The sequence below is a fragment of the Cellulomonas sp. McL0617 genome (assembly GCF_049994875.1).
Lineage (GTDB): Bacteria > Actinomycetota > Actinomycetes > Actinomycetales > Cellulomonadaceae > Cellulomonas.
On record NZ_CP188256.1, the window covers coordinates 723,069 to 747,365 of the forward strand.

The 24,297-nt window shown below is 70.6% G+C and carries 23 protein-coding genes; 15 read left to right on the forward strand and 8 right to left on the reverse strand.

Annotated elements, in window-relative coordinates:
- Positions 1-8: 8 nt before the first annotated feature.
- On the reverse strand, positions 9-1,361 hold the full coding sequence (locus ACPPVS_RS03325) for a DNA recombination protein RmuC (protein WP_426594563.1): 1,353 nt from the start codon (positions 1,359-1,361) through the stop codon (positions 9-11).
- Positions 1,362-1,440: 79 nt separating this feature from the next.
- On the opposite strand from ACPPVS_RS03325, the gene ACPPVS_RS03330 reads away from it, so the two are divergent.
- Genes ACPPVS_RS03330 through ychF form a run of 3 tightly spaced genes read left to right on the forward strand, consistent with a single transcriptional unit; the run spans position 1,441 to position 4,847 of the window.
- Complete coding sequence (locus tag ACPPVS_RS03330; protein ID WP_426594564.1) at positions 1,441-2,214, forward strand: ABC transporter ATP-binding protein; 774 nt, start codon at positions 1,441-1,443, stop codon at positions 2,212-2,214.
- Positions 2,190-3,752 (forward strand): hypothetical protein, encoded by a 1,563-nt coding sequence (locus ACPPVS_RS03335; RefSeq protein ID WP_426594565.1) that lies wholly within the window; start codon positions 2,190-2,192, stop codon positions 3,750-3,752. The genes ACPPVS_RS03330 and ACPPVS_RS03335 overlap by 25 nt, the downstream gene beginning before the upstream one ends.
- A gap of 21 nt (positions 3,753-3,773) precedes the next feature.
- Positions 3,774-4,847, forward strand: coding sequence for a redox-regulated ATPase YchF (gene ychF / locus ACPPVS_RS03340; protein ID WP_426594566.1), 1,074 nt, complete (start codon positions 3,774-3,776; stop codon positions 4,845-4,847).
- A 567-nt stretch (positions 4,848-5,414) separates the two neighbouring features.
- Here ychF and ACPPVS_RS03345 read toward each other — a convergent pair.
- Positions 5,415-5,780, reverse strand: a complete 366-nt coding sequence (locus ACPPVS_RS03345) for an MmcQ/YjbR family DNA-binding protein (RefSeq protein WP_426594567.1) — start codon at positions 5,778-5,780, stop codon at positions 5,415-5,417.
- 375 nt (positions 5,781-6,155) lie between these two features.
- Here ACPPVS_RS03345 and ACPPVS_RS03350 point away from each other — a divergent pair, with 375 nt between their 5' ends.
- The gene (locus ACPPVS_RS03350) at positions 6,156-6,653 is read left to right on the forward strand and encodes a hypothetical protein (protein WP_426594568.1); all 498 of its coding nucleotides are present in this window, start codon (positions 6,156-6,158) and stop codon (positions 6,651-6,653) included.
- 120 nt (positions 6,654-6,773) lie between these two features.
- On the opposite strand, the gene ACPPVS_RS03355 is transcribed toward ACPPVS_RS03350, so the two are convergent.
- Positions 6,774-7,052, reverse strand: a complete 279-nt coding sequence (locus ACPPVS_RS03355; RefSeq protein ID WP_426594569.1) for a GlsB/YeaQ/YmgE family stress response membrane protein — start codon at positions 7,050-7,052, stop codon at positions 6,774-6,776.
- 91 nt (positions 7,053-7,143) lie between these two features.
- On the opposite strand from ACPPVS_RS03355, the gene ACPPVS_RS03360 reads away from it, so the two are divergent.
- Complete coding sequence (locus tag ACPPVS_RS03360) at positions 7,144-7,797, forward strand: LuxR C-terminal-related transcriptional regulator (protein WP_426594570.1); 654 nt, start codon at positions 7,144-7,146, stop codon at positions 7,795-7,797.
- 37 nt (positions 7,798-7,834) lie between these two features.
- On the opposite strand, the gene ACPPVS_RS03365 is transcribed toward ACPPVS_RS03360, so the two are convergent.
- Positions 7,835-8,452, reverse strand: coding sequence for a TIGR00730 family Rossman fold protein (locus tag ACPPVS_RS03365; protein ID WP_426594571.1), 618 nt, complete (start codon positions 8,450-8,452; stop codon positions 7,835-7,837).
- A gap of 72 nt (positions 8,453-8,524) precedes the next feature.
- Positions 8,525-8,971 (reverse strand): YybH family protein, encoded by a 447-nt coding sequence (locus ACPPVS_RS03370; RefSeq protein WP_426594572.1) that lies wholly within the window; start codon positions 8,969-8,971, stop codon positions 8,525-8,527.
- A 103-nt stretch (positions 8,972-9,074) separates the two neighbouring features.
- On the opposite strand from ACPPVS_RS03370, the gene ACPPVS_RS03375 reads away from it, so the two are divergent.
- Positions 9,075-9,779 (forward strand): class I SAM-dependent DNA methyltransferase, encoded by a 705-nt coding sequence (locus ACPPVS_RS03375; protein ID WP_426594573.1) that lies wholly within the window; start codon positions 9,075-9,077, stop codon positions 9,777-9,779.
- 10 nt (positions 9,780-9,789) lie between these two features.
- On the opposite strand, the gene ACPPVS_RS03380 is transcribed toward ACPPVS_RS03375, so the two are convergent.
- Positions 9,790-10,149 (reverse strand): DUF952 domain-containing protein, encoded by a 360-nt coding sequence (locus ACPPVS_RS03380; protein ID WP_426594574.1) that lies wholly within the window; start codon positions 10,147-10,149, stop codon positions 9,790-9,792.
- 52 nt (positions 10,150-10,201) lie between these two features.
- Positions 10,202-10,672 (reverse strand): nitroreductase family deazaflavin-dependent oxidoreductase, encoded by a 471-nt coding sequence (locus tag ACPPVS_RS03385; protein ID WP_426594575.1) that lies wholly within the window; start codon positions 10,670-10,672, stop codon positions 10,202-10,204.
- Between the two features lie 398 nt (positions 10,673-11,070).
- Here ACPPVS_RS03385 and ACPPVS_RS03390 point away from each other — a divergent pair, with 398 nt between their 5' ends.
- The 3 genes from ACPPVS_RS03390 to ACPPVS_RS03400 all read left to right on the forward strand — a co-directional run bounded on the left by ACPPVS_RS03390 (position 11,071) and on the right by ACPPVS_RS03400 (position 15,802).
- Positions 11,071-12,933 (forward strand): ABC transporter substrate-binding protein, encoded by a 1,863-nt coding sequence (locus tag ACPPVS_RS03390; protein ID WP_426594576.1) that lies wholly within the window; start codon positions 11,071-11,073, stop codon positions 12,931-12,933.
- Positions 12,934-13,211: 278 nt separating this feature from the next.
- A complete protein-coding gene (locus ACPPVS_RS03395) occupies positions 13,212-14,738 on the forward strand; it encodes an ABC transporter permease (protein WP_426594577.1) in 1,527 nt (508 codons plus the stop codon).
- Positions 14,735-15,802, forward strand: a complete 1,068-nt coding sequence (locus ACPPVS_RS03400) for an ABC transporter permease (protein ID WP_426594578.1) — start codon at positions 14,735-14,737, stop codon at positions 15,800-15,802. Before ACPPVS_RS03395 ends, ACPPVS_RS03400 begins: the two co-directional genes overlap by 4 nt.
- A 5-nt stretch (positions 15,803-15,807) precedes the next feature.
- On the opposite strand, the gene ACPPVS_RS03405 is transcribed toward ACPPVS_RS03400, so the two are convergent.
- A complete protein-coding gene (locus ACPPVS_RS03405; protein ID WP_426594580.1) occupies positions 15,808-16,389 on the reverse strand; it encodes a hypothetical protein in 582 nt (193 codons plus the stop codon).
- An 83-nt stretch (positions 16,390-16,472) separates the two neighbouring features.
- Here ACPPVS_RS03405 and ACPPVS_RS03410 point away from each other — a divergent pair, with 83 nt between their 5' ends.
- The 6 genes from ACPPVS_RS03410 to ACPPVS_RS03435 all read left to right on the forward strand — a co-directional run bounded on the left by ACPPVS_RS03410 (position 16,473) and on the right by ACPPVS_RS03435 (position 24,152).
- The gene (locus ACPPVS_RS03410; RefSeq protein ID WP_426594581.1) at positions 16,473-18,341 is read left to right on the forward strand and encodes an ABC transporter ATP-binding protein; all 1,869 of its coding nucleotides are present in this window, start codon (positions 16,473-16,475) and stop codon (positions 18,339-18,341) included.
- 188 nt (positions 18,342-18,529) lie between these two features.
- A complete protein-coding gene (locus ACPPVS_RS03415; protein WP_426594582.1) occupies positions 18,530-20,290 on the forward strand; it encodes an ABC transporter substrate-binding protein in 1,761 nt (586 codons plus the stop codon).
- Positions 20,291-20,395: 105 nt separating this feature from the next.
- Complete coding sequence (typA, locus tag ACPPVS_RS03420; RefSeq protein WP_426594583.1) at positions 20,396-22,336, forward strand: translational GTPase TypA; 1,941 nt, start codon at positions 20,396-20,398, stop codon at positions 22,334-22,336.
- 4 nt (positions 22,337-22,340) lie between these two features.
- On the forward strand, positions 22,341-23,234 hold the full coding sequence (locus ACPPVS_RS03425) for a PIG-L family deacetylase (protein WP_426594585.1): 894 nt from the start codon (positions 22,341-22,343) through the stop codon (positions 23,232-23,234).
- A 4-nt stretch (positions 23,235-23,238) separates the two neighbouring features.
- Entirely contained in the window at positions 23,239-23,661 is a 423-nt protein-coding gene (locus ACPPVS_RS03430; RefSeq protein ID WP_426594586.1) for a hypothetical protein, read from the forward strand.
- On the forward strand, positions 23,658-24,152 hold the full coding sequence (locus tag ACPPVS_RS03435) for a flavin reductase family protein (RefSeq protein WP_426594587.1): 495 nt from the start codon (positions 23,658-23,660) through the stop codon (positions 24,150-24,152). The genes ACPPVS_RS03430 and ACPPVS_RS03435 overlap by 4 nt, the downstream gene beginning before the upstream one ends.
- The last annotated feature ends 145 nt before the right edge of the window (positions 24,153-24,297 follow it).

Genomic DNA, 24,297 nt, shown 5'->3' on the forward strand with positions numbered 1-24,297 from the left:
GCAACGGTTCAGGCGCTCGTCGCGCCGGCGGCTCCGGGCTCGTCGTCGCGCCGCGTCTGCTCCGCGCGCAGCGCGCGGTCATCGCGCTCGGCGCGGCCGTCGAACAGGATCACGTGCTCGTCCGCGGACGCCACCAGCTCGGGCGCGCTGACGCGCGACAGTCGCTGGTTCGAGGGATCGGGCATCGGCAGGTCGTCGTCGACCACGTCGAGCTCGGCGAACCGCCGGGCGCTGACCAGCACGCGCGTCTCCAGCGACGACACGGTCTGGTTGTACGCGCCCGCGGCGGAGTCGATCGCCCGACCGAGCCGAGCCAGGTGCCCGCCCATCGTCGCGAGCCGGCCGTGCAGCTCCTTGCCGAGCGTGAGGACGGCCTGAGCGTTCGCCGCGAGCGCGTCCTGCCGCCAGGCGTAGGCCACGGTGCGCAGCAGCGCCAGCAGGGTCATCGGCGTGGCCAGGACGACGTTCCGCTCGAACGCGTACTCCATGAGCAGGGGGTCGATCTCGGCTGCGGCGCCCAGGAACGACTCCGCCGGCACGAACATGACCACGAACTCGGGCGCCGGCGCGAACTGGTCCCAGTAGCGCTTGCTCGCCAGGTCGTCCACGTGCGCCCGCACGTGCCGGGCGTGCGCCGCGAGCCGGTCCGCGCGCACGGACTCGTCGCTCGTCTGCGCGGCGTCGAGGAATCCCAGGAACGCGACCTTGGCGTCGACCACGACGTTCTTGCCGCCGGCCAGCCGCACGACCATGTCCGGTCGGAGAAGGCCGTCGTCGGTGCGGACCTGCGCCTGCTCGACGAAGTCCACGTGCGCGAGCATCCCGGCGGCCTCGACGACGCGTCGCAGCTGGACCTCGCCCCATCGGCCACGCACCTGGGAGCTGCGCAGCGCTGTGACCAGCCGCGACGTCTCGTCGCGAAGGTGCTCCGACGCCGCGTGCATGGCCCGGACCTGCTCACCGAGCGCGGCGTTTCCCGCCGCACGCGCCTGCTCCGCCGTCGAGAGCTGCGCCCGGACGGCGTCGAGCGTGCCGGACAGGGGCTCGACCATCGCGCGCACGGCGGCCTCGCGCTGCGCCAGCTCGCCCGACTGCGTCTGATGGTCGGCGGCGAACTGCTGGTGCGCGAGGGCGAGGAACTGGTCGGTGCTCGTCGCCAACGCCTCCGCGGCCAGCGCGCGGAACTGGTCCGCCTGGCGGTCGACGTCCGCCAGCCGCTCGGCCGCGATCCTGCGCTCCGCGTCCAGCGACGCGCGCGCCCGCGCGGCCTCCACCGCGCTGCGGCGTGAGGCGAGCACGCCGCCCACGACGGCGCCGAGCACGACGCCGATCAGCAGTCCCACCAGCAATGAGCTGTCCATGGGCGCACCCTCCCAGCAGCCACCGACATCCACCTGATGGCGGAACGCATGCGTCGGACCCGGACCGTAGGGTGGTTCGATGCCCGCAGACCCGGTCCCCGCGCTCGAGCTGCGCGGACTGTGGCGTCGCTTCGGGCAGAAGGTCGCGGTCGCCGGGATCGATCTGGTGGTGCCGGCGGGGTCGTTCTACGGCCTGGTCGGGCCGAACGGCGCGGGCAAGACGACGTCGCTGTCCATGGCCACGGGCCTGCTCCAGCCCGACTTCGGCACGGTGCTGGTGCACGGCCACGACCTGTGGGCGCACCCGCTCGAGGTCAAGCGGATGCTCGGTGTCCTGCCCGACGGTGTGCGCCTGTTCGACCGGCTCACCGGTGAGCAGCTCATCACCTACGCCGGTCTGCTGCACGGGCTGGACCGCGAGACGGTGGCCGCACGCACCCAGGACCTGCTGGGCGCGCTCGATCTCGCCGCTGACGCGCGGACCCTCGTCGTCGAGTACTCCGCGGGCATGACCAAGAAGGTCGCGCTCGCCTGCGCGATGGTGCACGCCCCACGGCTGCTCGTCCTGGACGAGCCGTTCGAGGCGGTCGACCCCGTCTCGGCGGCCAACATCCGGGACATCCTGGCGTCCTACGTGGCGTCCGGCGGAACGGTCATCGTGTCGTCGCACGTGATGGACCTGGTGCAACGGATGTGCGACCACGTCGCGGTGATCGCCGCCGGGCACGTCCTGGCCGCGGGCACGGTGGACGACGTGCGCGGCGACCAGAGCCTGGAGGACCGGTTCGTGCAGCTCGTCGGCGGCCGGGTCAGCGGTGAGGGGCTGGCGTGGTTGCGCACCTCGTCCGGCTGAAGCTCGCCCTCCTGCGCAACGGTTTGCGACGAAGCGCGTGGCAGGTGGTCGGGCTCGCCGTCGCGGCGCTGTACGGGCTGATCGCGATCGTCATCGTCGTCGCGACGATGGCCGTGGTCAGCGTCCAGGTGCCTGACGACCGGGGGATGGTCACGGTCCTCGTCGGGTCCTTGCTGGTGCTCGGCTGGTGGGTGGTGCCGCTCGTCTCCTTCGGGGTCGATGCGACCGTGGACCCGGCCCGGTTCGTCACCTTCACCATCCCGCGGCGCAGCATGCTCGTCGGCCTCGCGATCGGCGCCGTCATCGGCATCCCGGGCGCCATCACGACGGTCGCGGCGCTGGCCGTCGCCGGTGCCTGGTGGCGCACACCGGCCGCGCTCCTGGTGGCGCCGGTGTGCGCGCTGCTCGGGGTTGCGACGTGCATCGTCGGCAGCCGGGCGACCACCTCGGCGTCGGCGCACCTCATGGGCAGGCGGCGGGTCCGCGAGCTCATGGCGGCGGTGGCGCTGGTGCCGTTGATCTTGATCGGGCCGCTGATCAGCCGTGCGTCGGCGTCCGGCGGCGGGATCGGCCGCGAGGGGCTCGAGCGCATCGTCGACGTGCTGGGCTGGACTCCCGTCGGCGCCGCGTGGGCGGTGCCGTCGGCGGTGGCCGACGGGGACTGGAGCGGTGCCGCCGCGAGGTTCGTGATCGCCGTCGGCACCCTCGCCGTCCTGGCCCTCGTCTGGGACCGCTCGCTGGCGCACGCGCTCGTGAACCCGACGCACGAGGAGGTCTCGACCCGCTCCCGAGGACTCGGCTGGTTCGGACGGCTGCCCGCGTCGCCGCTGGGTGCCGTGACGGCGCGGAGCCTGACGTACTGGGCCCGGGACCCGCGGTACGCGTTGGCCATGGCGGTCGTGCCGCTGCTCCCGCTGATCCTGTGGATCATCAACCCCGGCGGCAGCTCGCTGCTGTTCGTCGCCCCGACGGTGGCGTTCTTCATGGGCTGGGGCATCTCGGCGGACGTCGCGTACGACGGATCGGCCTTCTGGACGCACCTCGCCGCGCCGGTGACGGGCGTGACCGACCGCCTGGGCCGCGTGCTGGGGGCATCGGCGCTCGCGGTGCCCGTGGTGGTCGTGTACGCGGTCGGCTCGGCGCTGGTGACGTCGCGACCCGACGCCGTCCCGGCGCTGCTCGGCCTGGGCGCCGGGGTGCTGTGCACAGCGTTCGGCGGCGCCAGCATCATGTCCGCGCTCGTCGTCTACCCGGTGCAGCAGCCGGGGGAGAACCCGTTCCAGACCCGCCAGGGTGGCTCGATGATGGCCGTCGTCTCGCAGCTGCTCGGGTGGGCTGCGGTGTTCCTCCTCAGCGCCCCGGAGGCTGTGCTGGCGGTCCTGGCCATCACGCAGCACGCCACCGCGGCGGGTTGGGCAGCGCTCGTCGTCGGGCCGGTCTTCGGCGGGCTGGTGCTGGCGGTGGGGCTCCGCATCGGCGGCCGGCTGCTGGAGCGCAACGGTACCGACCTGCTGCGGCGCATCCTGTCGTTCGCCTGACGCCCCGTAGACTCGTCCGACGTGGCACTCACCATCGGCATCGTCGGCCTGCCCAACGTCGGCAAGTCCACCCTCTTCAACGCGCTGACCCGGGCGTCCGTGCTCGCTGCGAACTACCCGTTCGCGACGATCGAGCCGAACGTCGGTGTGGTCCCGCTCCCGGACCCCCGGTTGAACACCCTCGCCGAGCTGTTCGGTTCCGAGCGCATCCTGCCCGCGAGCGTGTCGTTCGTGGACATCGCCGGCATCGTCAAGGGCGCCAGCGAGGGGGAGGGGCTCGGCAACAAGTTCCTGGCCAACATCCGCGAGGCCGACGCGATCTGCCAGGTCACCCGCGCGTTCGCCGACCCCGACGTCGTGCACGTCTCCGGCGCCGTGGACCCCAAGGACGACATCGAGGTCATCAACACCGAGCTGATCCTGGCCGACCTGCAGACCCTCGAGAAGGCGATCCCGCGCCTCGAGAAGGAGGTGCGTGCCAAGAAGGCCGACGCCGGCCTCCTCGCCGCCGCGGTCGACGCGAAGGCGATCCTCGAGACGGGGCAGACGCTCTCCCAGGCGGGCAAGAAGATCGAGCACCTCGACGAGCTCCAGCTCATGACGAGCAAGCCGTTCATCTACGTCTTCAACACCGACGACGCCGGCCTGGCCGACACCGCGTTCCAGGACGAGATGCGCGCCCTGGTCGCCCCCGCCGACGCGATCTTCCTCGACGCCCAGTTCGAGTCGGAGCTGGTCGAGCTGGAGCCCGACGAGGCCCGCGAGATGCTCGCCGACAACGGGCAAGAGGAGGCCGGCCTCGACCAGCTGGCCCGCGTCGGCTTCCACACCCTCGGCCTGCAGTCCTACCTGACTGCCGGTCCCAAGGAGTCCCGTGCCTGGACCATCCACCGGGGCTGGACCGCCCCGCAGGCCGCCGGTGTGATCCACACCGACTTCCAGAAGGGCTTCATCAAGGCCGAGGTCATCTCCTTCGACGACCTCGTGGCCGCCGGCTCCGTCGCAGCCGCCCGCGCCGCCGGAAAGGCCCGCATCGAGGGCAAGGACTACGTGATGGCCGACGGCGACGTGGTGGAGTTCCGCTTCAACGTGTGACCTGCGCAGTCGCGGTGACGGACCCGGACGCGGCTCGGCATGTCATGCTCGGCGGCATGGAACTTCGGGGAGGGGCGGCTCCGTGGTCGGCGGGCTCGAGGGTGCAAGTCCGTCAGGACTCTGACTTCCCTGCAGGGCCTTGGCCTGGGCGACCGCTCGGGCGGATCGTTGTGTGGCCGGACGGTGCGCCATGGGTCGAGACACAAACACTGCAAGGACCTGAGCGTTGCTGGTGGGTGGTGTTCGACGAGTCCCAGCTGGACGCCGACGGGGACGGTCCCTATCGCGAGTCCGCCGTTCTTGAGCGTTACCTGGAACGGCCCGATCGACCCGAGTAGCCGACCGGTCGAGACGTGTCGTTCGGCGCGCCATGCTCTCGAGTTTCCGATTCAACGTGTCCGCAGGTACGTCCTCGCGACGTTGACGAAGCCGCTCTGCGGGTCTCCGGGCATCGTCGTCGGCGACGCGTCGAGGCCAGGCGCAGGGCGGGAGCCGCTGACGCGGACCCGCACCCTGCAGGACGTGGGCCATTGACGAACTCCTGGGCGAGAGCTCATCGGGCGCCGATCAGCTCTGGTTCGGGCCGGCGGGATGGGCGAGGTCGTAGGCGAGAGAGACCTTCTGTGGGACGACCATGCGCCAGGCGTCGACGACGAGCTCCCTGGCCTCGGTCGGGTCCAGGACCGCAAGCTCGGCGTGGACCCAGTTGAAGCGGAGGTCCGACACTGACGGCATCTGGAACTTGCGTGGGTCCCCCGCGACCAGCGCTGCTCGCTCTTCCTTCGGGAAGGCGAAACCCATCACACTCTCGTCGAGCGAGAACGCCACGTAGACCAGTTGACCCACCCGGAACTTCAGCCGCCCGTGCACGTAGGCATGGTAGGAACGCTCCAGCTCTGAGCCCAGCGCCTGAACGTCGTCGACGACCGCCATGGTTCAGAGTACGAGGACCATCGCGGTGGGCGGGCAGCCGATCCGCCCACGTCCGTCTCGCTGACCAAGGCAGTCCCCGCGTGCCGTCGGGATGCGCAGGCGCTCGTTGACGAACTCGAACCATGGTCGCTCCAGACGGCGATCACCAACGCCGCCACGGTCCCGCCGGGCTGACCCGACACGGCGCCCGACTGTTGGATGCTCGCGGTCGCGGCCCTTGGGTCCGAACCCCACAACGGCGGCGTGGCGTGAACGGCGACGTGGGACACGGACCGCGGTGTCATCGGCGCGGTCGGTCATTCGGCGACAGGGCGAGTCCAACGAGAGTCCTCGACAGAGGTCGTCGGTGCCAGGCTGCTCGCTAGCGTTGCGGCCATGTTCCGACGACGAACCAATGTCGACGATCCGTCGCCGAGCGCGGGGTTCGGCCTGCGCGCGCAGGCCTTGTCGCTCGACCCCGCCGCGATCGGGCTGAGCCCAGGCAGCGGTGGCCCGATGTGGGGGATCGCCATGGATACGGCGATGTCCGGGAGCGACTGGTTCACACTGGTCGCGCTCGTCGACGGGACGGTGAGTCTCTACACCAGCTCTGGGTCCGGCATCATCGGGGGCGGTGCGCACGCGTCCGTTCGCGCGGCAAGCGACGCTCTGCTCGTGCTCGTTGGCGAGCGGCTGGACTTCTTCGCGCCCACGACCAGCGACGACCTGCCCCAGGATGGGCAGGTCGTGATCCGCGTTCTGACGTTCGGCGGGCAGCGGTCGATCTCCGCCCCCGAGCGCGAGCTGGGTGGCGGCCGGCACGCGGCGTCCTCGATCTTCTACGCCGCGCACGCCGTCATCGCGCAGTTGCGGGTAGTGACTCAGCCTCGCTAGACGAGCGGACGCGCGGTTCGGGGCTGCTCCGGGCGCGAGTGTGCCCGCTCGTTGCGGTCCATCGTGTCGTGAGTCGTGCAGAGGGCCCCGGCGCACGGACCGGGGCCCTCCGACCAGGGGTCAGGAGCGGACCGAGCGGCGCCCGCCCACGCGCATCCAGATCAGCAGCACGATGATCGCGCCGATGAGAGAGCCGATGATCCCGGCGGGCTGCAGGAAGCCGTCGGCGCCGTCCTTGTGGAAGAGCAGGTAGCCCAGGAACCCGCCGACGAACGACCCGACGATGCCCAGGACGATCGTCATGAGGATCGACATGTCCTGCTTGCCGGGCACGATCAGCCGGGCGAGGGCGCCGGCGATGAGCCCGATGACGACGATGGAGATGATGAGTCCGAGCATGGTGTGCCTCCCAGGTGGCGCGTGCAGATCTCTCGACCCCATCACCCCTAGGGCTGGCGCAGTACACCCCAAAGGGGGGTAGCGTCGAACCGTGGACCGTCCGATCACAGTCGCTCTCGTCGACGACTACGACGTGGTGCTGATGGGCGTCGCCACGATGCTCGAGCCGTACCGCGACCGCGTCGTCGTGGCGGAGATCGACGCGAACGAACCGGTGAGCCGGCACGTCGACGTCGTCCTGTACGACTCCTTCGCGCAGCCGGAGTCCGACCAGCACGAGATCGGTGTGCTGGTGCGCAACCCGAACGCCGGCCGCGTGGTCGTCTTCACCTGGAACTTCCATCCCGAGCTGGTCGCCAGCGCCCAGGACCAGGGCGTCCACGGCTATCTGTCGAAGGCGCTGCCCGCGCGCGAGCTCGTCGCCGCCCTCGAGGCCGTGCACGCCGGCGAGGTCGTGATCAGCGAGGTCCCGGGTCGCGTACGCCCGAACGGTCTGGACTGGCCGGGCCGAGCCGAGGGCCTCACCGATCGCGAGTCGGAGGTCCTGGCCCTGATCACCCAGGGGCTGAGCAACGCCGACGTGGCGGCGCAGACCTACCTCAGCGCCAACACGGTGAAGTCCTACATCCGTTCCGTCTACCGAAAGATCGGCGTGGAGAGCCGGACGCAGGCGGTGCTGTGGGGCGTCCGGCACGGCTTCGTGCCCGACCATCGGCGGCTGGACACCTGGCGCGGCGGCGGGTGAGCGCGCGTTCGACGAACGGGTGGACCGGCCTGCACACCTACGCGCGCAGCGGCTCGGCCACGCTCATCTCCGCACCGGGTGACGACGCGACGCGCGGGGGCGGCACGTAGTCACGCAACCGCTCGAGGGCGTCGTCGATCTGGTCGCTCACCACCAGCATGTCCGTGTAGCGCGGGTGGGTGAAGCCGCGGTCGCGCATGTTGCCGACGAATGCCAGCAGCGGGTCGAAGTACCCGTCCACGTTCAGGATGCCGGACGGCTTCTCGTGGATGCCGAGCTGCGCCCAGGTCCACTGCTCGGTGAGCTCCTCGAGGGTGCCAGGACCGCCGGGCAGGGCGAGGAACGCGTCGGCACGGTCGGACATGATGGTCTTGCGCTCGTGCATGCTGTCGACGAGGACCAGCTCGCTGACGTCGTCGTGCACGGCTTCCCGGGCCTGCAGGGCGCGTGGGATGACGCCGGTGACGTGGGCACCCCCGGCGAGGGCCGCGTCGGCGACCGCACCCATGAGCCCGACGTGCCCGCCCCCGTACACGAGGCTCATCCCGTGCCGAGCGATGGCCGCACCGACGGCGCGGGCGGTGGCCGGGTAGAGCGGGTCCGAGCCAGAGGCGGAGCCGCAGAACACCGTGATCGTGAACCGGTCGAGCGTCATGGAGGACTCCCGTCGACGAATCCCGGGAGACTACAGACGGCCCGTTTCGGCGGCGTTACCGCCGGCCGGACGTCACCCGTGTGCTCGGGTCGGGGCGCCGCCCGTGAGCCGCGACAGGGCCGGCAGGTCGATCGGCCGGACCAGCGGGTCGGCGTGCCGGTGCACGAGCAGCCAGCGTCCGTCGGCTCGCCGGTAGACGTGAGTGACGCGCAGCGACCAGTCCTGGTCCGGCATCCCGCCGACGACGCCGTGCTGCCGCTCGACCATCGCGACGACGGCCGTGTCGCCCCAGCGGTGCGTCTCGACGTGCTCGAGCGCGGCGTCACCGTCGGCGAAGAAGCTGCCCGTGATGCCCTGCGCGCGGTCGTCGTACACCTTGGCCGGTCCGCCGAAGGGCGGCAGCAGCGTGAACCCGGGCGCGTGGTGCGTCAGCTCGAGATAGCGCGTGGTGTCCCCGCGCACGTAGGCCTCGGCCGCCTCGGCGGTGTCCCGGACGAGGTCCGACAGGTCGTCGTCCATCTCGCCTCCTGACGATCGTCCCTCCGCCAGCCTGCCACTGGCCGGCGACGTCGAGAAGGGGTATGCAGTCGTCGGCGGTCCGGTTTGCTCGTACGGTCCACCCATGGCCGATGCGATCTTCGAGGACCCCCGCCTGGCCGCCGTCTACGACGCGTTCGACGGCGATCGCGCCGATCTCGACGCGTACGTCGCGATCGTCGAGGAGCTGGGTGCGCGCAGCGTGCTCGATCTCGGCTGCGGAACGGGCACGTTCGCGGTGATGCTGGCGGACCGGGGTCTGGACGTCGTCGGCGTCGACCCGGCCGCGGCCTCCCTCGACGTCGCCCGCGCCAAGGGCGACCAGGTCCGCTGGGTGCAGGGCGACGCGTCGACCGTGACGGAGCGCGTCGACCTGGTGACGATGACCGCCAACGTCGCGCAGGTCTTCGTCACCGACGAGGAGTGGGCGCTCGTCCTGGCGGCGATCCGCCGGATCACGACGTACCTGGTCTTCGAGGTCCGCGACCCCGACGCGCGGGCGTGGACCGGGTGGACCCGGGAGCACACGAACGAGAGGAAAGACCTGCCGCACGTCGGCCTCGTCGAGACCTGGTGCGACCTGGTCGACGTGAGCGGTGAGCTGGTCACGTTCCGCTGGACCAACGTCTTCCACGACGACGGCACGACGCTCGTCTCGGACTCGACGCTTCGCTTCCGGACCCAGGCGCGGATCGAGGAGTCGCTGCGCGTAGCGGGCTTCGAGACCCTCGAGGTCAGAGACGCCCCGGACCGGCCCGGCAAGGAGCTGGTGTTCGTCGCCCGCGGCTAGGTCGAGGGGATCAGCGCGCGGGGCCCCACGAGAACGCGCCGTCCGCGTCGAGGTGCGCCGGGATCACGTCGACCACCCACGCCGGGTCGATGGGGCCGTAGACGTGCGGGTAGAGCTCGCCGTTCCCGCCGTCCTCGTACCGGACGTCGGTCCCCGCAGCCGTGATCGTGTCGGTCTCGAGGATCAGGACGACCAGCTCGGCGTCGTCGTCGGCGAACACGAACGCGGCGACACCGGGCAGCTGGGCCCGCGACGAGGCGTGGATGAACCCGACGTCCTCGTAGGTGCGCCCACGGGTGGACCAGCGGTAGGCGCCGTCCGCCCGTGCGTCGTCCCAGTCCACCCGGCGGGTCACGTGCAGGATCTCCACGTCCCGGACGTTACCGGGCCGGCCTGGGTCGGTGTGCCGTGGAGTGACGAGGTCAGGCGGTCGGGGCCAGACGGAACACGCGGAGCTCGCGGTCCGCGGCACGGGAGGCGTAGGTCTCGTAGGCCGGCCAGACGGCCAGGAGGGCCGGCAGCAGCCGCTCCCGCTCGGCGTCGGACGCCAGGGAGGCGGTGACGGGGGTGGTGACACCGGCGATCGTCACGGATGCGCCGGGGTCGGCCAGCAGGTTCCCGGACCAGGCCGGGTGGTGCTCCTGACCCCAGTTGGACCCGATCAGCACCCAGCCGTCCCCGTCGACCGCGTAGAGCAGGACCGCCTCACGGGGCTCGCCGCTCTTGCGACCGGTCGTCGTCAGGATCAGGTGGGGAAGGGTGGGCTTGCCGAGCACGCTCATGCGCCCGCGTGTCGCCTTCTGGAGGCGCCGATCGAGGCCGGAGACAGCGCGACCGGCCCGGGCGAACCAGCGGGTGCGGCCGAGGCGGCGGGTGACGGACTTCACGCTCATGAGCCGATTGTCCCTGCTCAGCGGGCTGCTCCGTGCGTCCCGGAGTACCGTGGAAAGCGAAGTCCCGACCCACGGTGACTTCACAGCGCTCCTGGCGCTCGGCCGCGTCCCATAGCAGATGCGCGACGGATCGGCAGGGTTTTTGGTGCGGTGACACCCGTCCGGGCGTGGTTCGGACAGGTAACCGTGGTGTTTCAGCGGTGTGACGATCTCACATCGTGGACGTACCGATCAGTATCAATCACGTAACGATCGTCAGTTCTGCGGCCACCTGTCCGATTTGTCCCTTGGGGCTTCACTAACGTGTCGGCAACCCCCGGAGGGCTCTGTTCTCCTGTGCGTCGTGACCATCGACGCCCGCGTGACTCGGCAGACCCACCACCGTTTCAGGAGGAACATTGAAGATCACACGGAAGGCGTCGACCGCTGCGGTCGCATCGCTGAGCCTTCTCGCGCTCGCTGCGTGCAGCAGTGGTAGTGGTGACAACAACAGCAACGACTCGGGCATCAACCAGTCGACCGCTGTCAACGTTGCCTGGGAGTCCCCGCTCACCTCGGTGAACACGGACGAGTTCAACGTGGGCAACGCGACGCAGAACGCGGTCGTGACCTACCTGACGAACATGCAGTTCAACTACTACGACCCCGAGCTGAAGCTCCAGAAGGACACGAACCTCGGGACGTACGAGAAGACGTCCGACGACCCGCTGACGGTCAAGTACACGATCAACAAGGACGCCACGTGGTCGGACGGCACGCCCGTCACCGCCACGGACAGCCTGCTCGAGTGGGCCGCGACCTCCGGAAGCCTGAACACGATCCAGGGCAGCACCGACGACGCCGGCAACGACACCACGGACTACACGTCCGGCGTGTTCTTCAACGGCGTCGACACGGGCGGTCCGCTGGTCTCGAAGATGCCCGTCGTCTCCAGCGACAACAAGACGATCACGTTCACGTACGACAAGCCGTTCGCCGACTGGGAGCTGGAGTTCCAGGGTCCGGTCGTCCCGGCGCACGTCGTGGCGATGCACGCGCTCGGCATCGACGACCCGACGAAGGCCGACGAGGCGCTCGTCCAGGCCATCAAGGACAAGGACGTCGAGAAGCTCAAGCCGGTCGCGAAGTTCTGGAACGACGGGTTCAACTTCACCAAGCTTCCCGACGACAAGACGCTCCTCGTCTCGGACGGCCCGTACATCATCAGCGACTACGTCGAGGGTCAGTACCTGACGGTCACGCGCAACGACAAGTACAAGGGCACCCGCACCACGGGCCCGGACACCATCACGTTCCGCTACATCGACGACCCGATGGGCCAGGTCCAGGCGCTGCAGAACGGCGAGGTCGACATCATCGGCCCGCAGGCTTCCGCTGACGTGCTGACCGCGCTCAACGCGCTGTCCACCGTGAAGGTGCAGAACTCCGTCGAGGGCACGTACGAGCACGTCGACCTGCAGTTCACCAATGCCGGTCCGTTCGACCCGGCGACCTACGGTGGCGACGCGGCGAAGGCGCTGGCCGTCCGCAAGGCGTTCCTGACGGCCCTGCCGCGGCAGGCGATCATCGACAACCTCATCAAGCCGCTCAACCCCAAGGCTGAGGTTCGCAACTCGTTCAACGTCATCCCGGGTGCGCCCAACTACGACCAGATCGTCAAGAACAACGGCTCGGACGCTTACCCGCTCGCCGCTGACCCCGACAAGGCCAAGTCCATCCTGGCCGCCGCCGGTGTCACTGGTCCGATCTCGGTCCGGTTCCTGTTCAACGCCGACAACCCGCGCCGTGTCAACGAGTTCGCGCTGATCACGGACTCCGAGGCCAAGGCCGGCATCACCATGGCCGACGCCTCGCAGCCCGCCGACAAGTGGGTCAACCAGATCAACACCGGCCAGGCGAGCTATGACGCCTCGCTGTTCGGTTGGCAGTCCACCTCGACCGCTGTGACCGCTTCGGACCCCACCTTCCGTACCGGTGGGAGCCAGAACAAGCAGGGTTACAGCAACGCCAAGGTCGACTCGCTCTTCGACCAGCTGCAGACCGAGACCGACGCGTCGAAGCAGACGCAGATCCTCACGGACATCGAGAAGCAGCTGTGGGCCGACGCGTTCGGGACGACGATCTTCCAGTTCCCCGGCATCCACGCCTGGACGAAGAACCTGGCTGGCGCGGACCCGATCTCCCTGAGCCCGACCATCATGTACGGGTACTGGGACTGGAAGCTCTCGGGCTCCGGTTCGACCCCGAAGGCCACCAGCTGATCCAGCTGGCCGCCTGACCGACACACCGCGTGAGGGCGGGGGAGCCTACGGGCTCCGCCGCCCTCACCGTGTGTGACCGCGCCGCCGCACGTCCGACGCGCCCGCGGTCCCTGAACCACCGTGACCTGTCGACGACGCAGGGCAATGACGCCCTCCGCCGCCGACCCCCTTCTGTGACACCAGCTCGCTGCGAGCGCCTGACCAGGCGTTCGAGCACTCCTGCCGCGTAGACTCGGGCATTCGGTGTGCACACCCTCAACTGCGAGGTAACGCCCTCTATGTTCTCGTTCCTGTGGCGACGTGTTCTCGCCGGGCTCGCGACGCTCCTGGTGTCGACGTTCGTGATGTTCATCCTGGTGTCGGCGTCGATGGACCCGTTCTTCGACCTCGGGCAGTCGACGGCCTCGAACAAGCAGGAGCTGATCCGTCAGCGGATCGCCCTGCTCGACCTGAACACCCCCGTCGTCATCCGCTACTTCAAGTGGCTCGGCAACATCCTGCACGGCGACCTCGGGTCGGCGTGGTTCGTGGGCCAGCCGGTGTCAGCGGTCCTGCACGGGGCGATCCTCTCGACGATCCAGCTGGTCACCGCCGCGACGTTCCTGGCGATCATCTTCGGCGTGGCCGTCGGCATCGTCAGCGCCCTGCGGCAGTACAGCTCGTTCGACTACCTCATGATCTTCGTGTCCTTCGTGCTCTACTCCCTGCCGGCCTTCTGGGTGGCCGTGCTGCTCAAGCAGTGGGGCGCGATCGGCTTCAACGACTTCCTCGCGGACCCGGTGCTGTCGTGGGTCGCGATCGCCGTCATCGCGCTCCTGGCGGGCCTGCTGTGGAGCCTCGCGATAGGCGGCGACAGGCGTCAGCGGCTGCTGACCTTCGGGATCGCGTTCGCCGCGACGTTCGCCACGTTCGCCTTCCTGCAGCTCAGCGACTGGTGGACCCACCCGAGCATCAACCCGCCGCTGCTCGCCCTGCTCGGCACGGCGACCGCGTTCGCCGTCACGACGCTCTCGTCGGGGCTCAAGAACCGCCGGGCCCTGGCGGCATCGCTGACCACCGTGGTGATCGGTCTCGTGCTCTACCTGCCGGTGAAGGTCTTCTTCCAGAACGTGCAGGAGTCCTGGCTGATGATGATCGGCCTGGGCGTCCTGGCGGTCGCCGTCGGCATCGGTGTCGGCTACGCCTGGGGTGGACCGGACCCGGGCGTCTCGGCGCGCACGGCGGGGATCACGGCGTTCCTCGTGGCGTCGATGATGTTCGTCAACCAGGTGATGCGGGTCTGGCCGGCGTACTACAACGCCCCGGCCATCAACGGTCGACCGGTGCCGACCATCGGCAACTCGACGCCGAACCTCGGCGGGAACTTCTGGGTCCAGACGCTCGACTCGTTCATGCACCTGCTCCTGCCGACGATCGCCCTGGTGCTCATCGGGTTCGCGGCCTACACCCGCTACTCGCGCTCGAGCATGCTCGAGGTGATGAGCCAGGACTACATCCGCACGGCACGCTCCAAGGGCCTGCCCGAGCGGACGGTCGTCATGCGGCACGGCTTCCGCAACTCGCTGATCCCGCTGGCCACCGTGGTGCCCATCGACGTGATCACCCTGCTCGGTGGCGCGATCATCACGGAGCGGGTGTTCGCCCGGCCCGGCATGGGCACGCTGTTCCTGTTCTCACTGACCCACGCGGAGATCGATCCGGTGATGGCGTACCTGGTCATCGTCGCCGCCCTCGCGATCATCGCCAACATCGTGGCCGACCTCATCTACGCGGGTCTCGACCCCAGGATCCGGGTGAACGCATGAGCACCGTCGAGCAGCTGCCACCGGACGAGTCGATCGAGAACGCGATCGAGCTGCGCGAGGTCGCCGGCCTGTCGCAAGGAAAGATCGTCCGACGTCGCTTCCTGCGGCACCGCGGCGCGATGGTCGCCGTGATCGTGCTCGCGTTCGTCGTCGTCCTCGCGTTCACGTCGGTCGGCATCGGCCCGTGGACCGGCTGGTGGAGGTACACGCCCAACCAGATCAACCCCATCATCAACGGCGGCAAGCCGACGGCCGTGCTGCCGGTCTGGCTCGGCGGCGACGCCGGCCTCTGGTTCCACTGGGGGCTGCACCCGTTCGGCCAGGACGAGATCGGCCGCGACGTGTTCGCGCGCGTCATGCGCGGCACGCAGACGTCACTGATCATCACGGCGACGGTCGGCATCACCGCCACGGTCGTCGGGATCGTCGTCGGCGCGCTGGCCGGCTTCAACCGCGGCCGGACCGACAACATCCTGATGCGGATCACGGACCTCGTCATCACGATGCCCGTGATCGTCATCGGTGCCGTGCTCGGTCAGCTCGCGGGCGGCAACAACCCGATCATCTTCGGCATCTTCCTGGGGCTGATCACCTGGACGACCCTGGCGCGCCTGGTGCGCGGCGACTTCCTCAGCCTCCGCGAGCGGGAGTTCGTCGACGCCGCGCGGGTGGCCGGCGCGAGCAACACCCGCATCATGTTCAAGCACATGCTGCCCAACGCGATCGGCGTCATCATCGTCAACACGACGCTGCTGATGAGCTCCGCGATCCTCCTCGAGACCGCGCTCTCGTACCTGGGCGTCGGGATCAAGGCCCCCGCCACGTCGCTCGGTCTGCTGATCAGCGACTACCAGGAGGCGTTCTCCACGCGGCCCTGGCTGTTCTGGTGGCCCGGCCTGATGATCGTGATCATCGCGCTGGCCATCAACTTCATCGGAGACGGTCTGCGCGACGCGTTCGACCCCCGGCAGAAGCGCATCCCGTCCGAGCGCAAGATGGCCAAGGCCCAGCGCCTCGACCCGGCCACCGGTCAGGCCGTCGCCGGCAGCGAGGTGCCGAGCTGATGCGGTCAGAACAGGGCGATCGACGCGGCCGTCAGCACCACGACGCCCGCGATGGTCAGCCAGTGCCAGCGGCGCTGCGGGCCGATGCCGGCCGCCACGGCGGCCTCGGCGTCCTTGAGGTAGCCGGCGTCCTTGAGGGCCGTCTGACGCTCGACGATGGCGTCCGCGATGCGATCGGCGTTCGCGTTGTGCCGGCCCGGGCCCAGCGGTCCCGGGTCCGGTCGGCGGCGGCGCATCCGCTGCGCGGTGCCGCTGGACCGGGGTGCCGCCCACGCGGTCACGTCCGCCCCGGTGGTGTGCACGACGAGGGAGTACTTCACCGTGAAGCCGCGGTAGGCGGGCCACGGGACGCGGACGGTCGCGAGGACGTTGCGGACCACGATCTCGCCGTCGGACACCTCGACGGCCGGGTTCCAGAACAGCGCCCACACCAGCAGCACGACGAGCGCGAACAGCGGAATCAGCCGCAGGCTCTCGCCGAGACCGTCCCCGATCGCGACGCTGACCAGGGCGATCACCGCGGTGACCGCGGCGGCGCCGGTGAGCCAGCGCCCGTAGGTCGATGTGAACTCCTGCGTGCCACCCATCTGCCCATGCTCCCAGACCGGTGCCCGTCGACGGCGATCCCGTCCACCCGGCGCCCCGTCCTCGGCCAGTAAGGAACCCACCCGTGGCAATCGACATCTCTGACGCGGCCCCGGCGCCCGGCGCACCCGCGCGGACGCCTGTGCTGTCCGTGCGCGACCTGGGCGTGGACTTCTACGTCGACGGTCAGTGGTACCCCGCGGCGACCGGCGTGAGCTACGACGTGTTCCCCGGCGAGGTGCTCGCCATCGTCGGCGAGTCCGGCTCGGGCAAGACGCAGTCGTCGATGTCCCTCATCGGGCTCCTGCCGCCCAACGGCCGCGCCAACGGCAGCGCCAAGCTGGGCGACCGGGAGCTCCTCGGCATGTCGCCGCAGAAGCTCCGGCAGGTCCGCGGCAAGGAGATCGCGGTCATCTTCCAGGAGCCGATGACGGCCCTGAACCCGGTGTACACCGTCGGGTTCCAGATCATCGAGACCCTGCGCACGCACTTCGACATCGGTCCGAAGGAGGCGCGCGAGCGCGCGCTCGAGCTGCTGCGGCTCGTGGAGATCCCGGACCCGACCCGGCGCATCGACGCGTACCCGCACCAGCTGTCCGGCGGGCAGCGGCAGCGCGCGATGATCGCCCAGGCGCTGGCCTGCGACCCCAAGCTCCTGATCGCCGACGAACCGACGACCGCCCTGGACGTCACCGTGCAGGCCGAGATCCTCAAGCTCATGCGCGACCTGCGCACGCGCATCGACTCGGGCATCGTGCTCATCACCCACGACATGGGTGTCGTCGCCGACCTGGCCGACAAGATCATCGTGATGAAGGACGGCCGGGTCGTCGAGGAGGGTGCCGCGCTCGGCATCTTCACGGCGCCCACGCACCCGTACACGATCAAGCTGCTCGACGCCGTGCCGCACCTCGGACGCAGCGCGGACGCGCTCGCCGCCGAGACGTCCGACACGACAGCCGTGGACCGCTCGGCGGAGCCGGACGCCGGTCCGACGCGCGACGTCGTCCTCGAGGCCGTCGACATGGTCATCGAGTACCCGGGCCGTCGCCGTCAGCCGGCCTTCCGTGCCGTGGACGGGGTCAGCCTGTCGCTGCGGCAGGGCGAGGTCATCGGCCTGGTCGGCGAGTCCGGGTCCGGGAAGACGACGATCGGTCGCGCGGTGGTCGGGCTGCTGCCCGTGACGTCGGGCGAGCTGAAGATCGTCGGCCAGAACATGGTCGGTGCCACGGCCAACGACCTCAAGCCGCTGCGCAGCAAGGTCGGGATCGTCTTCCAGGACCCGGGCAGCTCGCTCAACCCGCGGCTGCCCATCGGCGAGTCGATCGGCGAGCCGCTGTTCCTGCACCGTGGTGTCAAGGGCAAGGAGATGTCCGCGGCCGTCGAGCACCTGCTGGACCAGGTGCAGCTGCCGCGCGCGATGCGCAACCGCTACCCGCACGAGCTCAGCGGCGGTCAGCGACAGCGCGTCGGCATCGCCCGCTCGCTCGCGCTGGAGCCGCAGCTGCTGGTGGCGGACGAGCCGACGTCCGCGCTCGACGTCTCGGTGCAGGCCACGGTGCTCGAGCTCTTCCAGGACCTGCAGCGTGAGCACGGGTTCGCCTGCCTGTTCATCAGCCACGACCTGGCCGTCGTGGAGATGCTGTCCGACCGGATCGCCGTCATGCACGACGGCAGGCTGGTGGAGATCGGTGAGACCGCGCAGGTGGTCAACCACCCGAAGGACCCGTACACGCAGCGGCTCCTCGCGGCCGTGCCCGTGCCCGACCCGGTGGCCCAGCAGGAGCGCCGGCTGACCCGCGACGCCCTGCTCGAGGCGCAGCGCGACGAGATCGAGCGGGCGGAGATCGAGCGGGCCGCCGGGCTCACGGAGGCCTCCGAGACGGCCGATCTCGACGCGCACGACATCGTCGACCAGGGCCCTGGCGGGCACACGACCGGTCGCGGCTTCTGAGCGACGGCCGGCCGTGACCCGACCCTGACGGCGCGTCCCGCGGACTCCTGTGAGTTTGCACCGATTCGTACGGCATGGTTGATGTTCGGCGGACGGGGACCGATACCTCGTGAGGGCAGCCGGTGCCCGTCCGAGCTCGCGGGAGGCAAGCGGTGCGCAGTGGGTCACGTCTGACGGTCGCGGCGGTCGTGGCTGCGGCGGCTGCCACCGCGCTCGGGGCCTGCACGGCGCACCCCTCACCGCCCACGCGCTCGGGGACCGTCGTGGTCGCCGTCGCCTCGCCCTTCACCTCGTTGAACGCGGGGACCGCCCAGGGCCGTGCGCCGGGCAGCACGCTGGTGCGCGGCCTCGTACAGTCGGGGTTCGCGAGTCTCGACGAGAACGGCGCGGCGGTGCTCGACCCGTCGTTCGGCACGGTCGAGAAGGTGTCGGACGCCCCGCTCACGGTGAAGTACACGATCGCGAAGGACGCCACCTGGTCCGACGGCGTGCCCGTCACGCCGGACGACCTGATCCTCGAGTGGGCGGCGCGCAGCGGCCAGCTCGACGACGTCACCCCCGAGCTCGACGCCTCCGGTGAGGTGACCAACGACGACGCGCTCGCGGCTGGGGTGGCCTTCGCCGCCGCGTCGCCGGCGCTGGTCTACGCCGAGCAGGAGCCGGTCGTGTCCGGCGCGACGGTCACCGTCACCTACGTGACCCCCGTGCCCGACTGGCAGGTCGCCCTCGACGTCAACGTCCCGGCACACGTGGTCGGCCAGACGGCGCTGGGCGATGAGGACCCGGCCGTAGCCGCGACCGCCGTCACCACCGCGATCACCCGGCAGGACAAGAAGGCGCTGAGCTCGATCTCGGCCACCTGGCGCACGCAGTTCGACGCCGACGACCTCGCCCAGCACCCCGGCATGGCCGTCACCGACGGCCCGTACTCGATCGACCGGATCGTTCCCGACCAGCGCGTCGAGCTGGTGCGCAACACCCGGTACAAGGGCGACCGCCCGGCCACGTTCGACCGGATCGTCGTGCGCACCGACATCAGTCCGCTCGACGAGGTGACCGCGCTGTCGGCGGGCTCGGCCGATGTGGTCGCCCCCGCGGACACCGCGGACGTGCTGGACGCGCTGGGCAAGGTGGACGCCGCCACGGTCCGCACGGGCGGCGACAGCACCCTCCAGCTTCAGCTGCAGGTGGCCGGCGGCGGCGTCTTCGACCAGGCGACGTACGCCGGCGACGCCGCGACGGCCGCCGCGGTCCGCACCGCGTTCCTGCGCACCGTCCCGCGCGACGAGATCGTCGATCAGCTGGTCAAGCCGCTGTGGCCGGAGGGGACCGTGGCGACGGGCGTCCTGCCGCAGGTCGGGCCGGACGCCGGGGGAGCGGCGGCACCCGATGCCGCGGCCGACACCGACCAGGCGAAGGCCGACCTGGCGACGGCGAAGGTGACCGGACCGGTCGTGGTCCGGGTGCTCACCAACACGACGGACCCGCTGCGCACGGCGATGCTCAAGAAGATCACCGACTCGGCCGCGAAGGCGGGTTTCGAGGTACGGCCGTACACCCCGGTGCAGGCATGGGCGGCGGACCTGCGGGGTGCCCCCGCCGCCTGGGACGTCGCGCTCGTGCCCGTCCAGCAGGCCGACCTGCCCGTCGACTCGGTGGTCACGCGGTGGCAGTCGAAGGGCATCGCCAACCTGACCGGCTGGGCCGACCCGGCCACCGACGCCGCGCTGGCGCCCGAGGCGACCGCGCTCGATCCGACGGCGGTGCCGAAGGCGCTGGAGCCCGTCGCGACGAGCCTGGTCACCGGCGGTGCCGTGGTCTCGATCGCCCAGCAGCCGATCGTCGTCGCCCAGCGAGCGCTTCCCGACGGCACGAAGCTGCCCGACGTGCAGCCGCTGGCCCTCGGCCGTGCCGACCTGACGTCGTGGTGGGCCTGGGCGCGCAAGTAAGTGGGTCTGGTCACCTCTGCCCCCGTACGCCCGTACGGACGGGTAGGATTGACCGGCGCAGCCGACGACCCGGCGCGCTCCCCACCTTCTGAGATGAGTTCCCCCATGTCTGAGCCCACGTCTGCGCCGACCGGCACGAGCGTGCGCGCCGACCTGCGCAACGTCGCGATCGTCGCGCACGTCGACCACGGCAAGACCACGCTCGTCGACGCCATGCTGTGGCAGTCCGGCTCGTTCGGCTCCCACGCTCACGTGGACGAGCGCGCGATGGACTCCGGCGACCTGGAGCGCGAGAAGGGCATCACGATCCTCGCCAAGAACACGGCGATCCGGTACACGGGTCCCGCGGCGGCAGAGGTCGGCCAGCCCGACGGCATCACGATCAACGTCATCGACACCCCGGGCCACGCCGACTTCGGCGGTGAGGTCGAGCGCGGCCTGTCCATGGTCGACGGCGTCGTCCTGCTGGTCGACGCGTCCGAGGGCCCGCTGCCCCAGACGCGGTTCGTGCTCCGCAAGGCGCTCGTCGCCAAGCTGCCCGTGATCCTCGTCGTGAACAAGACGGACCGGCCCGACGCGCGCATCACCGACGTCGTGCACGAGGCCACGGACCTGCTGCTCGGCCTCGCGTCCGACCTGCACGAGGACGTGCCGGACCTGGACCTGGACGCGATCCTCGACGTGCCCGTCGTGTTCGCCGCGGCCAAGGCCGGCCGCGCGTCGATGAACCAGCCCGAGGACGGCGGCCTGCCGGACTCCCCGAACCTCGAGCCGCTGTTCAAGACGATCCTCGAGCGGATCCCCGCGCCCACCTACACGGAGGGCGCGCCGCTGCAGGCGCACGTCACCAACCTCGACGCGTCGCCGTTCCTCGGCCGACTCGCCCTGCTCCGCGTGTTCAACGGCACGATCCGCAAGGGTCAGACCGTCGCGTGGGCGAAGGCCGACGGCACGCTGCAGAACGTCAAGATCACCGAGCTGCTCGAGACCAAGGCTCTCGAGCGCGTCAGCACCGACTCCGCGGGCCCCGGTGACATCGTCGCCGTCGCCGGCATCGAGAACATCACCATCGGCGAGACGCTGACCGACCCGGACGACCCGCGCCCGCTGCCGATGATCACGGTCGACGACCCGGCGATCTCGATGACCATCGGGATCAACACGTCCCCGCTGGCCGGCCGCGGCGGCAAGGGCCACAAGGTCACCGCCCGCCAGGTCAAGGACCGCCTCGACAAGGAGCTCGTCGGCAACGTCTCGCTCCGCGTGCTGCCCACCGAGCGTCCCGACGCGTGGGAGGTCCAGGGCCGCGGCGAGCTCGCGCTCGCCATCCTGGTCGAGCAGATGCGTCGCGAGGGCTTCGAGCTCACCGTCGGCAAGCCGCAGGTGGTCACCAAGAAGGTCGACGGCAAGACGCACGAGCCAGTCGAGCGCATGACCATCGACGTCCCCGAGGAGTACCTGGGCGCCGTGACGCAGCTGCTCGCGCAGCGCAAGGGTCGCATGGAGACCATGTCGAACCACGGCACCGGCTGGGTCCGCATGGAGTTCCTGGTGCCCGCGCGCGGCCTCATCGGCTTCCGCACGCGCTTCCTCACGGACACGCGCGGCACCGGCATCGCATCGTCGATCGCCGAGGGCTACGAGCCGTGGGCCGGCCCGATCGAGACCCGCATCAACGGCTCGCTCGTCGCTGACCGCTCCGGTCCCGTCACGCCGTTCGCCATGATCAACCTGCAGGAGCGTGGCTCCTTCTTCGTCCAGCCGACGCAGGAGGTCTACGAGGGCCAGATCGTCGGCGAGAACTCGCGCAACGAGGACATGGACGTCAACATCACGAAGGAAAAGAAGCTGACCAACATGCGGTCGGCCACCGCGGACAACTTCGAGAACCTCATCCCGCCGCGCAACCTCACGCTCGAGGAGTCGCTCGAGTTCGCCCGCGAGGACGAGTGCGTCGAGGTGACGCCGACGGTCGTGCGCATCCGCAAGGTCGTGCTCGACCAGACCGAGCGCGCGCGCATCACGGCCCGCTCCAAGCGCGCCTGACGTCATGTCGCTCGGCGGCCTCGTCGCGGTGCACGCGCACCCCGACGACGAGTCGCTGAGCACCGGCGCGCTGCTGGCAACCTGGGCGCGCGCCGGTCTGCCGACGACGGTGGTCACGTGCACCCGAGGGGAGCGCGGCGAGGTCATCGGAGAGGCGCTCGCGCACCTCGAGGGCGATGGCTCGGCCCTGGCCGCGCACCGCACGGGTGAGCTCGCGGACGCGCTGGCCGCGCTGGGTGTGCGCGACCACGTGTTCCTCGATGAGGTACCCGGCGTGTCCGAGGACCGGTTCGAGGACTCGGGCATGGCGTGGGTGGGCACCGGGCAGGCCGCACTCGCCGACGAGGTCCCGCCCCACGCCTTCGTCGGCGTGCACCCGCAGGACGCCGCCGAGCGGCTGGCCCACGTCCTGCGCGAGCGGCGCCCGTCGGTCGTCGTCACCTATGAACCGGGCGGCGGCTACGGCCATCCGGACCACGTCCGGGCGCACGAGGTGACCCGGCGGGCGCTCGAGCTGGTGGACCCGGCGCCGTTGCTGCTGATGGCGGTCCAGGGCGAGCACGCCCTGCGCGCCGGGTATGCGGCCCTCGCCGACGTCGTCCTCGACGGTCCACTGCGTCGCCCCGACGCCGGCGGTCCGCTGCCGTCGGTCGCAGTGCCGGACGACAAGGTGAACCTGGCGGTCGACGTCCTGCCGGTGCGCGATCGCGTGCTGGCCGCGCTGCGCGCGCACGGCACGCAGGTGCAGGCCGTACGGTCGGTCGACGACGAGGTGGCGCTGGTGGGGTGCTACGCGCTGAGCAACGAGGTGCTCGCGCCGCTCCTGCCGGTCGAGACGTACCGGGTGGTCGGTGACCTCGACGGTGCGTGGCCGCCCGGCGTCCGCCGGATAACCTGACCGCGTGCGCACTCCCGTGGTCCTGCTGGGCAAGACCGTCCTGACCGTCGTCGCCGGCTTCGTCGTCGGCGCGATCGGCACGATCATGCACCGCAGCCTGCAGCCGTGGGGCCTCGTCCTCAGCCTGGCGCTCGTGCTGGCGGCCGCCACCACGGTCCGTGCGTTCGGTGGCCTTGTCGCGTGGATCGGCTTCGTCGTGGCCCTGGGTGCGACCGAGCTCGTCCTGTCGCAGAAGGGTCCGGGCGGCGACGTCCTGCTGCCGTCGGGCCAGACGATCGGGCTCGTGTGGATCGGCGGCTCGATCGTGCTCGCGGTGGTCGCGATGCTCCTGCCGCGCGGCTGGTTCTCGGCCGAACCGTTGCCCCCGCGGCCCGGCACGCCCGTTCCCACGGCCGACGTCGCGGGGGAGCCGGACGTCCCGCTGTGAGCCCCGACCTGTCCGCCGACGACTTCCGGTCGGCCATCGGCCGGCTGCCGGCCGGGGTCGCGGTGGTCACCCTGCGCTGGCGTGACACGGTGCACGCCATGACCGCCAGTGCGGTCGCGTCCGTGTCGCTCGAGCCGCCGATGCTGTTGTTCTGCGTGCACGTCGACGCACGGTTCCGCGACGCCCTGGACGACGTCGAGACGTGGGCCGTGAGCATCCTCGCCGACGACCAGGCGCACACCGCCGACTGGCTGGCCTCACCCGGGCGACCCGCGTTCGACCAGCTCGCGCGGGTCCCGCACCGCGCGTCGCCGCTGTCCGGTGGTGTGTGGGTGGACGGCGCGGCGGCCTGGTTCGACTGCCGGACGTCGGCGATCCACCGCGCCGGCGACCATGACGTGGTCGTCGGCGACGTGCTGGCCGCCGAGCAGGGTGAACCGGGCGCCGGGGGACTGGTGCACCTGCGCGGTCGTGTCCGGCCCGTCCGCTGACGGTGTCCGATTGGTCCGGATCCCTTTGTCGTCCGGGCGTCGACCTGCTGTGAATCACGGCCCGGCGCGCGATCTGGTCGTCGGGACAGCCCGCTCCGCCACGTAGAATCGCGCGGGCGCGTTGTGTGCGCGAGGAGCAGCAGGG

What these genes read in the sequence shown, in the direction of transcription:
- ACPPVS_RS03350 (WP_426594568.1), top strand. Translation starts at nt 6,156, where the DNA reads ATGTTCCGACGACGAACCAATGTCGACGATCCGTCGCCGAGCGCGGGG.
- ACPPVS_RS03375 (WP_426594573.1), top strand. Translation starts at nt 9,075, where the DNA reads ATGGCCGATGCGATCTTCGAGGACCCCCGCCTGGCCGCCGTCTACGAC.
- ACPPVS_RS03395 (WP_426594577.1), top strand. Translation starts at nt 13,212, where the DNA reads ATGTTCTCGTTCCTGTGGCGACGTGTTCTCGCCGGGCTCGCGACGCTC.
- typA (WP_426594583.1), top strand. Translation starts at nt 20,396, where the DNA reads ATGTCTGAGCCCACGTCTGCGCCGACCGGCACGAGCGTGCGCGCCGAC.
- ACPPVS_RS03400 (WP_426594578.1), top strand. Translation starts at nt 14,735, where the DNA reads ATGAGCACCGTCGAGCAGCTGCCACCGGACGAGTCGATCGAGAACGCG.
- ACPPVS_RS03325 (WP_426594563.1), bottom strand. Translation starts at nt 1,361, where the DNA reads ATGGACAGCTCATTGCTGGTGGGACTGCTGATCGGCGTCGTGCTCGGC.
- ACPPVS_RS03405 (WP_426594580.1), bottom strand. Translation starts at nt 16,389, where the DNA reads ATGGGTGGCACGCAGGAGTTCACATCGACCTACGGGCGCTGGCTCACC.
- ACPPVS_RS03345 (WP_426594567.1), bottom strand. Translation starts at nt 5,780, where the DNA reads ATGGCGGTCGTCGACGACGTTCAGGCGCTGGGCTCAGAGCTGGAGCGT.
- ACPPVS_RS03370 (WP_426594572.1), bottom strand. Translation starts at nt 8,971, where the DNA reads ATGGACGACGACCTGTCGGACCTCGTCCGGGACACCGCCGAGGCGGCC.
- ACPPVS_RS03330 (WP_426594564.1), top strand. Translation starts at nt 1,441, where the DNA reads ATGCCCGCAGACCCGGTCCCCGCGCTCGAGCTGCGCGGACTGTGGCGT.
- ACPPVS_RS03365 (WP_426594571.1), bottom strand. Translation starts at nt 8,452, where the DNA reads ATGACGCTCGACCGGTTCACGATCACGGTGTTCTGCGGCTCCGCCTCT.
- ACPPVS_RS03355 (WP_426594569.1), bottom strand. Translation starts at nt 7,052, where the DNA reads ATGCTCGGACTCATCATCTCCATCGTCGTCATCGGGCTCATCGCCGGC.
- ACPPVS_RS03425 (WP_426594585.1), top strand. Translation starts at nt 22,341, where the DNA reads ATGTCGCTCGGCGGCCTCGTCGCGGTGCACGCGCACCCCGACGACGAG.
- ACPPVS_RS03385 (WP_426594575.1), bottom strand. Translation starts at nt 10,672, where the DNA reads ATGAGCGTGAAGTCCGTCACCCGCCGCCTCGGCCGCACCCGCTGGTTC.